The organism is Microcoleus sp. MOSTC5 (assembly GCF_036701825.1).
In the GTDB taxonomy this organism is placed as follows: Bacteria; Cyanobacteriota; Cyanobacteriia; order Cyanobacteriales; family Microcoleaceae; genus Microcoleus; species Microcoleus asticus.
Genome location: NZ_JAUBRK010000118.1, coordinates 1 through 9,635, shown reverse-complemented (window position 1 = coordinate 9,635; position 9,635 = coordinate 1). Strand labels below are relative to the sequence as shown.

General features: G+C 46.9%; 8 protein-coding genes and 1 pseudogene. 4 read left to right on the top strand and 5 right to left on the bottom strand.

The features are described 5' to 3' along the window. Positions 1-202: pseudogene (locus QUA54_RS33000) on the top strand (hypothetical protein); the annotation flags it as partial. Positions 203-349: 147 nt separating this feature from the next. Here the strand turns inward: QUA54_RS33000 and QUA54_RS32995 are convergent. From QUA54_RS32995 to purM, 4 genes are all read right to left on the bottom strand, one after another. Further along, positions 350-1,099: an amino acid ABC transporter ATP-binding protein gene (locus QUA54_RS32995; RefSeq protein ID WP_333419092.1), complete on the bottom strand. Its 750-nt coding sequence runs from the start codon at positions 1,097-1,099 to the stop codon at positions 350-352. Further along, entirely contained in the window at positions 1,065-2,528 is a 1,464-nt protein-coding gene (locus tag QUA54_RS32990; RefSeq protein WP_333419090.1) for an ABC transporter substrate-binding protein/permease, read from the bottom strand. The genes QUA54_RS32995 and QUA54_RS32990 overlap by 35 nt, the downstream gene beginning before the upstream one ends. Before the next feature lie 253 nt (positions 2,529-2,781). Further along, positions 2,782-2,985, bottom strand: coding sequence for a hypothetical protein (locus QUA54_RS32985; RefSeq protein ID WP_333419088.1), 204 nt, complete (start codon positions 2,983-2,985; stop codon positions 2,782-2,784). Positions 2,986-3,322: 337 nt separating this feature from the next. After that, positions 3,323-4,351 (bottom strand): phosphoribosylformylglycinamidine cyclo-ligase, encoded by a 1,029-nt coding sequence (purM, locus tag QUA54_RS32980; protein ID WP_333419086.1) that lies wholly within the window; start codon positions 4,349-4,351, stop codon positions 3,323-3,325. A 467-nt stretch (positions 4,352-4,818) separates the two neighbouring features. Here purM and QUA54_RS32975 point away from each other — a divergent pair, with 467 nt between their 5' ends. From QUA54_RS32975 to QUA54_RS32965, 3 genes are all read left to right on the top strand, one after another. Beyond that, positions 4,819-5,919, top strand: a complete 1,101-nt coding sequence (locus QUA54_RS32975) for a septal ring lytic transglycosylase RlpA family protein (protein WP_333419084.1) — start codon at positions 4,819-4,821, stop codon at positions 5,917-5,919. Between the two features lie 202 nt (positions 5,920-6,121). Then, on the top strand, positions 6,122-7,714 hold the full coding sequence (locus QUA54_RS32970) for a bifunctional pantoate--beta-alanine ligase/(d)CMP kinase (RefSeq protein WP_333419083.1): 1,593 nt from the start codon (positions 6,122-6,124) through the stop codon (positions 7,712-7,714). A 613-nt stretch (positions 7,715-8,327) separates the two neighbouring features. Beyond that, complete coding sequence (locus QUA54_RS32965; protein WP_333419094.1) at positions 8,328-9,254, top strand: polysaccharide deacetylase family protein; 927 nt, start codon at positions 8,328-8,330, stop codon at positions 9,252-9,254. Between the two features lie 140 nt (positions 9,255-9,394). Here QUA54_RS32965 and QUA54_RS32960 read toward each other — a convergent pair whose 3' ends face one another. Next, entirely contained in the window at positions 9,395-9,526 is a 132-nt protein-coding gene (locus QUA54_RS32960; protein WP_333419081.1) for a hypothetical protein, read from the bottom strand. Positions 9,527-9,635: the final 109 nt, after the last annotated feature.

Below are 9,635 nucleotides of genomic sequence, written 5' to 3'. Positions count from 1 at the left end.
GTTAGGAGTTGGGATTCAATCAACTCTCAGCAAAACTTTTCATTATATCATAAAATTATTTTGCAAGAGGTCTATTAGCGAGATGGAAGCCTGTCTTGCTTATTATCCCAAGACTTTCTTTCTCGATCACGCTCAGGAAAGAGACCGCTTTCCGAAAGATTTTAATACCCAGGTGATTCAAAGAATTCTCTCCTTTTTCTAACAAAATTACCAAGTTAATCATCGGATCGACATTATTATACTTTCCGTGGCGATCGAGCACCTCCAACCTGACGCACTCTACCGCAACTGTCTCTTTCTCCTCTAACTCTGTGTCCTCTGCGGTTAAAAACTCTAATTATTATATGAATTAAAGCATTTTTTCCAGAAATTGCTTGGCGCGATCGCACTGAGGGTTACTAAAAAACTCCTGCGGTGGCACATCTTCCGCCACCTTTCCGCCATCCAAAAACAAAATCCGGTGGGCGACTTCCCGCGCAAAACCCATTTCGTGAGTTACAATTGCCATTGTAATTCCCGTTTTCGTCAAAGCTTTCATCACATCTAACACTTCTTTAACCATTTCTGGATCGAGTGCAGAAGTCGGTTCGTCCATCAACAAAATCTCCGGTTCCATAGCCAAACAGCGGGCGATCGCCACCCGCTGTTTTTGTCCCCCCGAAAGCTTAGAAGGATAAACCTCAGCCTTATCTGACAAACCCACTTTTTCCAGCAATTCTAACCCCTTCAGACGCGCCTCATTCTTAGCAACCTGCTTCACCTTTACAGGCGCATACATCACATTTTGCAGCACAGTCATGTGCGGGAACAAGTGGAAATGCTGAAAAACCATCCCCACTTTCTGGCGGATTTTCAGAATATCTGCCTTCGGCAAAGTAATATCCACTCCGTCAATGTATATGTGTCCAGAAGTCGGAATTTCCAGTAAATTCAAACACCGCAAAAAAGTAGACTTGCCGCACCCCGAAGGGCCGATAATGGCAATCACTTCTCCTGTATGAATCTCAGTAGTTATCTCGCGCAAAACCTTCAGATTGCCAAAAGATTTATACAGGCGATCGACCTTAACTGCTAGTTTGGAGTCTGCGTTCGAGTACATTGGCCCCCCAAGTTAAACTAAGCACCATCAAATAATAAATTGCGCCGACAAATATCAAAGGTTCAAAGTAAATATACTTTTCTGCTCCCACAATTGTAGCGCGGCGCAGCAAGTCTTCTACGCCAATTACTGAAACTAAAGCTGAATCCTTCAGCAAAGCAATACTTTCATTCACCAATGCAGGCAAGATGTTTTTCAACGCTTGCGGCAAGATAATATCGCCCATCATCAGTTTGTAGGGAACACCAAGCGATTCGGCAGCTTCTTTTTGACCTTTATCTACGGCTTGAATTCCGGCGCGGATTGTTTCGGAAATATAAGCCCCAGAATTCAGGAAAAAAGTAATCACGCCAGCTTGCAGCGCCGATATATTATAGCCCGTAAGCTGCGGCGTTGCAAAATAAACTAAAGTCAACTGCAATATTAGGGGCGTTCCTCGAAAAATAGAGGTGTAAGCAGCGGCAAACCAGAACAGCGGTTTAATGCTAGAAATCTTAAACAGAGACAGCACGATTCCCCAGATAAATCCGAGAAATGCCGACAGCAAGGTAAAAGTGAGCGTTACCCCAATCCCGGACAAAATATAAGGCAAACTCGGCAAGATCTTGCCAAAATCTAACCCGAACTTGGACGATACCGCAGGCTGATTTGCTCGAGCGGGTTCTTGCTGAATTGGTCGAGAAAACCACTTAGTAGCTAGTTGCTTAATTTGACCGCTGGCTTTCATTTGCTGGAGGACTCGGTTGAATTCTGGAACTAATCTCGAACCTTTGCTAAAGGCGATCGCCGAACCGCTTTCTTCAGTATTCGGGATTGTGTTAAATTCCAAGTCCGGGTTCGCTGCTGCATAACCCGTAGCAACAGTATCCTCGATCACTCCCGCCGCGATGCGGTTCGATTTAATTTCTTGAATGATGTCAGGAATCCTATTCAGAGAAACCAGTTGCACCCCGGTCATTTTTTTCACAGCTTCCTGCTGAATGCTTCCGAGTTGAACGCCTACTTTTTTCCCCGCTAAATCTTCAGCTTTGGTCAAGTTGCTGCCTTTATTGGCGACAATTGTATTTTGAGCTTCGTAGTAAAGGTCAGAAAAATTAACATTTTTTTTCCTTTCTGCTGTGGGAGTCATTCCAGCCATCACAAAATCGGCTCTTCCCGCCTGCAAAGCGGGAATTAAGCCGTTAAAATCCATGCCAATTACTTTCAGCTTGTACCCCAATTCTTTAGTAATATATTTGGCAATTTCGATGTCAAAACCGATGATTTCGTTGCCGCTAACAGCCGTATCTTTAAATTCATAGGGCGGGTAGTCTGGGGAAGTCGCAAGTGTTAAAGTTTTGTTGGCTTGGGCGTAGCTGGCGATCGCAATTAAGCAAAAGGCGATCGCGATCGCCGCAGCCAGCATTGATTTTAATTTTAAACGTTTCATATCGAACATTGTCCTAAAAAATCCCCTCGCCCAGAAAATATACCACAAATCGGAATCAAGTCACCCTTGTAAAGGAAGATATCCTCCTGGAGGCATGGGTTGCCATAAACCGGGTTTGAGGGACAAACAAACTGCATAATTAGCCTTTAACAAGGGTAAAAAACCCGGTTATAAATGTATTAATACGCCCAGGGCTAAAGATAGATCATTGTGCACTAACTTATATTTAAAAAATCTCCGCAATGCACAACTTTTAACATTGTTTATCGAGGGTGATTTGAGAGCCGCTATCCCCGTCAAAGTTGGTGCGAGTCATGGGAGTGCCAATAGGGCGATCGTACTGACCGTTGTTTCTTGCTTGCAACCGCGTTCTCAAACCATCAGTTCCAGTAAAGCTAGTATCGAAATTCAACCGCACCCAATCGCCCAAGTTGCCAGTAGTTTTGTCATCACCCACAGCTTATTTAACAGCCTGTTCTACTTTTGGGCGATCGGCCAACACTACAAACTCAATGCCCATATTAAAAGTCACGAATACAAATTAAAGTTGGTTAAAGTATTGTTCAATAAACAGAGTTTCTGACAATATTGTTGAAAAATCCGCCCTAAAAAAAGAAACTATTACCTATTGACTTTTTGGGAATTTTTGTGGTATGTTTTAGATAATGGGAGTGGTAGCTTAAATTTAAATTTTGCTACCACTCCCATTATTTGATTGTACTTTATTGAATGCTTAGAGTCAAGCTTTTAACCATAAAAAAAAAGGATTTTTTTTTATATTCATTCAATTAAAATTAATCGAAGCCCATTATCAATTCTCCGTTCCCCTCAATTACTTCGCCGATCGCCCAAGCACCAATTCCCTGAGATTCAAACCATTTTACAGCCTGTTCTACTTCCCTGGGAGCGACCAACAGCACAAACCCAATCCCCATATTAAAAGTATTGAACATATCTGCTGTTGCAACTTGGCCGGCTTCAGCAATCCACTGGAAAATAGGCAAATTTGGCCAGCTATTGCTGTCAATTTTCACAGATTGATTTGTCCCCAAACAGCGTGGCAAATTTTCCGGCAAACCGCCGCCCGTAATGTGAGCCATGCCGTGAATTTCTAAACCGCTCTTAATTGCTTCGAGAACTGGTTTAACATAAATTGTAGTCGGAGTTAACAGCACTTCTCCTAAACTTTTGCCGCCTAACTGTTCGGGTTGGGAATGCCAATCAAAACCCCAATCGCCCGCAATTTTTCTCACCAAACTAAAACCGTTGCTGTGCACGCCCGAACTCGCCAGCCCCACAGCCACATCTCCCACCCGCACCCGCGAACCGTCCAACAATTTGCTCTTTTCGACAATTCCCACGCAAAACCCCGCCAAATCGTACTCTCCCGCTTGGTAAAAACCGGGCATTTCTGCCGTTTCCCCTCCTAGCAAAGCACAGCCCGCTTGCTTGCAACCGTCAGCAATCCCGGCCACCACCGCAGCTAATTGTTCGGGATTTAACTTTCCCGTCGCCAAATAATCGAGAAAAAAGAGGGGTTCGGCCCCGGATGTCAGCACGTCGTTGACGCACATCGCCACCAAGTCGATACCTACCGTGTCGTGCCGATCAAGATTGTGGGCTAATTTCAACTTAGTCCCAACGCCATCAGTACCCGAAACCATCACCGGCTCTTTTAAACCCTCCGGGACGCTGAAAAAACCGCTAAACCCGCCGAATCCGCCCAAAACACCCGATCGGTGCGTGCTCTTGACCATACTCCCGATGCGCGAGACAAAAGCTCTGCCCGCCTCAACATCCACACCTGCTTCTCGATAATCCATAAGTCCGCCAAATCGATTTCTAATTTTTAGTTTATTCCCATAACAGTTGACAAACAGCTTTTTTCACACTAGCCATTTGGCAGCCCACAAAAAACAATAAATTTGTGTAAAATTTTGTAAATTTTTCAGGAATGGCTGAAACGGCTGTAAGCACTAGAACTAAAGGATTTTATGATAGAGAGTTCTGAGAAAATTTAATGAAGATTTGGTGAAAATCGCGATCGCAGCGATCCCCAACCGCAAAAGTTTGTGGTAGTCTGTTGCAGTTCGTGAACAAAACACAAATTGCGAATCGAGTATGAGTTGTCAAGTGTCAGGGAAATTTCAGCCAAATTTATTTGGGCTGAAGCATTAAAGCAAAAACGCACCCCGATACTTTGCCTTGACTCACGGGGGAATGGCGAAGGGCAAGAGAGAAATCCTTGACGCCCGCCGCCAAACGGCCAATCCTCCAATCTCGGTTGGCAATGGCTCTTCACAAAAATGGACGTATGAAGGAAAAATTTGTTGGTGCTCTACTCGCTGTCCTGTTAGTTCCTGTGGTAGGAACGGCATCCTCTTGTCACGCACAAGCAACAGGTGCCGGCAAGCAAAACTCTCAGGCTTCTAAGCAAGTAATTTCCACCGAACCGTCCCCGCAGTTAAACGCGACTCAGGTCGAAGCACAAAAAGTCGGACAGTATCAGTACCAAGCAAGAGCTGACATTGACCGAGACTCGATCGCCAAAATTCAGCCCCACGACTTGGACGGGCGACAAGCAGCGACAGTCTACGTGCGAAACATTCCAGTCATCACCTTTGTGAACGCCAGTCCGGAAAAAAACACGCTTTTGGGAGAAACTGGCGACAGCAAAGCCGGTGCTAGCAGTCAGATGCAAGTAGCGGGCGCCAAAGAAAATCCCAAAGTTGGAAACATTGCCAGCAACGACCGCACCCAAGAACCCGATCCCGTGTGGCGGGCATCGAGCTTAGCAGCAAGACTCAACCAGCTAGCCCGCAACAACATCGATCCGAACAGCATTACCGTTAAGTGGGAAAAAGGCGATCGCTACATTATCCAGGCAAACGGTGAGGACTTGGTAAACATCAACGCCGAAACCATCCTCCCGGACACCACCAGCAACTTTAGCCGAGACGCCCTGCAAGCAACCAATCGCCTCCGCCGCCTTCTGGGCAACGCCCCACCCCTGCAAGAAGTCGCAGGCCAACCCCAGCCAGAATCCCCCGTGCTGTCTCTGGGCCCAGTTCAAGTGCGCCTCAGCGGCTGGGCTTCCTGGTACGGCCCGGGATTTGACGGCAACCTCAGCGCCAGCGGCGAGCGTTTCAATCAAAATGATTTGACCGCAGCCCACCGCCACTTGCCCTTCGGAACTAGAGTCATGGTGAGAAACCTCGACAACGGCCGCACCGTAGTCGTCCGCATTAATGACCGCGGCCCCTATGTGGGCGATCGGCTCATTGACTTGTCCGCCGGTGCCGCCAGCGTGCTGGGAATGATGAGCAGCGGCGTTGCGAGAGTGGAAATCGAAGTGATAGAACCGCAGCAGCAAACAACAGTTGGACGCTGAACGGTACTCTAAGGCAGAATACAAAATTTATCCGAAGTGTAGAAGGCAGAAACTAGAATAAAACTCACATCTTGCACTCGTCGCCATAGTCCCGCTCTCTTGTACGCGAGCTTGTTGCTAATATCGGTGCAAGAGGTCAGATCGAACAAATTCTGACAAATAAATTCTGTATTCTGCCGAATGCCTTCAGGAGATTCTACCGGTGCGCCTCTTTACTACCATTGCAGCACTTCGCTGCTACTTAAATTCACAAAAGTCTGCTGCACCTCATGTGACAGTCGGTTTGGTGCCGACGATGGGAGCTTTGCACGCAGGGCATCTAAGCTTGATCCAGCGGGCAAGGCAAGAAAATGCGATCGCCCTGGTCAGCATTTTTGTCAACCCGCTGCAATTTGGGCCGACAGAAGATTTTCAAGATTATCCTCGGAATTTCGAGCAAGACCGGCTGTTGTGCGAACAAGCTGGGGTTGATGTCATTTTTGCTCCCTCAGCAACCGAAATGTTCGGCAACCAAGCAGTCGATCGCACAGAAACAGAGAAAACCGCCCAAAAACATATAGAGATTCACCTTTCATCATTAACTCAAGTAGTACCGCCGCCGGCGATGACATCGGTTTTGTGCGGCAAGTCGAGGCCCGGTCATTTTCAGGGCGTCGCGGCAATTGTGACTAAACTTTTGAGTTTGGTGCAGCCGACAAAAGCTTATTTCGGTCAGAAAGATGCCCAGCAGCTAGCAATGATTAGGAAGCTGGTCTTTGATTTGAACTTGCCTGTAGAGATTGTCGCTGGTGCGATCGTCCGCGAAGAGTCGGGACTGGCAATGAGTTCTCGCAATCAGTATTTAACACCAGAGCAAAAACAGCAAGCCTCCGTACTCTACCGCGCACTGCAACAAGCTTCGGAAACTTTTGCTTCAGGGGATCGCACCGCGCCGGCCGCACTCGCTGCCGCGCGCGCAGCAGTTGCAGGAGAGCCAGCAGTCAAGCTCGAATACGCCGAACTCGTCGATCCCGACACTTTGACGCCCTTGCAGGTTGTGGAAACAGCAGGACTTTTAGCCGTGGCAGCCAGAGTCGGCTCTACTCGCTTGATTGACAATATAATTCTTAGGAATCGGCGGCCAATTGTGGCGATCGACGGCCCGGCGGGAGCTGGCAAATCTACTGTAACTCGCCTTGCAGCAACAGCTCTTAACTTGTTTTATCTGGATACCGGCGCGATGTATCGGGCGCTGACTTGGCTGGCATTGAAAACAGATACGCCGATTTCCGACGAATGCGCGATCGCCGAATTAATCAGTTCCAGTTATTTAGAATACAACCTCGATCCCGCATCAAAGATGTTGAAGATTAACGGCGAAGACGTAACCGAGGCAATTCGCAGTTTGGAAGTGACATCCCGCGTCTCGGAAATGGCGGCAATTCCCGCCGTGCGACAGTTTCTGGTGGAGGAACAGCGGCGCTGCGGCACAAAAGGCGGAATTATAGCAGAAGGCCGCGATATCGGCACTAACGTGTTTCCCGATGCGGAACTGAAGATTTTTTTGACGGCTTCGGTACAAGAGCGATCGCGCAGGCGGCTGTTAGAACTTAAAGACACCGATCGGGCTAATATTAGCTTGGCACAGTTGGAACAAGACATTGCCCTGCGGGACGAAAAGGACAGCACCCGCGAGGTTGCACCTTTGCGCAAAGCGGCCGATGCTGTGGAAATTCAAACAGACAATCTGACTGTTGCTGAAGTTATCGATCGGATTGTCGGCTTGTACAAACAGAAAATCGGCCCTAAAAGTTAATTTTACGACGCTGGGGGCGCGCGATCGATCGCCTCATATCAAATCCGGTTAAACCAACTTGCAGTGTCAGGTAGGGGCGCGGGCCGATGCGGCCTGAGTCCCTAAGAATATCGTGCCATTAACCCGATTTGAGCGCCGTCCCCCTAGCTGGGGAAAAAGTTCAAGCATCCCGCGTTTTCATGGGTTAGGGGATTTCTGGCGAAGAAGTCTTAAATTTTTTTATCCGGACGGACTTCCCCGCGATCGGTCATTTGCAGTAGCATCTTTAGGTGCCATCTAATTGAAGAGTATCTTCTAACAATACTTCCGACAGTTTCATTGCCCGCGCATAGGTAGCTAGAAACCCGGTTTCTACGAGTTTTGCGGCCAGTCACGATAAATCTACGAAGAAACCAAACCCGGTTTAGCAAGGCCGCGAGTCCGCACAATTGAAATTAGGTTTTGAGATTGTAGTCAGCGTTGTCCTGTGCAAGCATATTGCCCTGGAACCCTACTTCTACTGTTGGCAATCAAAAACTTTCCGAAGTATTGTTCTAAAGTGGATTAACTTGATATCAACATAAAATCTAGAATTAACTGTGCAAGGTGTGAAGGAGAGAATGACGTGACAAAAATGAAACGGTTGTTGAGGCAGCGAAAAACGTTAATCGTTGCTTTTCTGGCCGCTACAGCAAGTTTTTTGCTGGGTGTGACGTTGCCGATTAACTTGCGGGCAAATCAGCGATTGGAACCGATTCAGGCACAAGTCTTGGCGGTATCCCACTCGCAAGAAAAACAGCCGATGTTCAATATTAATAAGTTCTCCGAGGCGATCGCGCATCGAGTTGAATTTTCCCAACAGGCTCTAGCCCAATTGCAGGAAACCCGCTTTCAATCAGCCGTACCGTCGCAGTTTCAAGGTACAACTATTAGTCACGCGAAACTCGACTCCCAGCACAAGGCGATCGCCCTGACATTTGACGACGGCCCCTGGCCGACAACAACTACACAAATCCTAGATATTCTCAAGAAAAACAATATTAAGGCTACATTCTTCTGGGTAGGAAGATACCTGAAAACTTATTCCGAAATTGGCAAACAGGTCGCAGCAGCAGGTCACGCGATCGGCAACCATACTTGGAACCACGAATACCTTAAGTATAACGAAGACGGTGCAGCTCGCGAGATCGATCGTACTTCATCCTTAATTGAGGAGTTGACGGGCGTCAAAACATCGATGTTTCGCCCGCCCGGAGGCATTTTAAACAATGGATTGGTAGCTTACGCTCAAAAGAAAAATTATGCAGTTGTGATATGGTCTGCTGATTCTTTTGATTGGCGCACTCTTACGGAATCTTTGATGGACAACGTGATGAGGCAGGCAAATTCCGGCGGCATTGTGTTGATGCACGACGGCGGTGGCAATCGATCTAGAACTGTAAAAGCTTTGCCTGATATTATTGCTCGATTGAGAAAGGAAGGCTACATTTTCGTAACAGTTCCCGAGTTATTGCAGATGCAAGAACAAGAGTTACAAAACCAGAAAACAGCACACAAATAAAAATTTTGAAAAGTGGGAGATTACACCATTTTTCCATTTTTTTGTATGCCGTTCGATTAATTTTTCATAACTCTAGCCGAACCAAGAAGGAAGAAGTAGTAACCGCGCCCAATTCCCGGCGACATTCTTGACTGCTGAAATCATTGCTTTAATTGCATTTCCCTTCTTCCTTCTTCCTTATTTCTTCTTCCTTCTTCTTGACATCCGTTACATCCGTCGAGCGAATCCGTTGCCGAACTTCCTTCTTCTTCCTTATTCCTTCTTCCTGACATCCGTTATTCATGCCGGACGGTATTATCACGTTGGGAGCGTGTCACTTATGTTATGAGTATAAATACTGATAAAAACTACAATCACTTTTTTACCTATCATCAGTAAAAT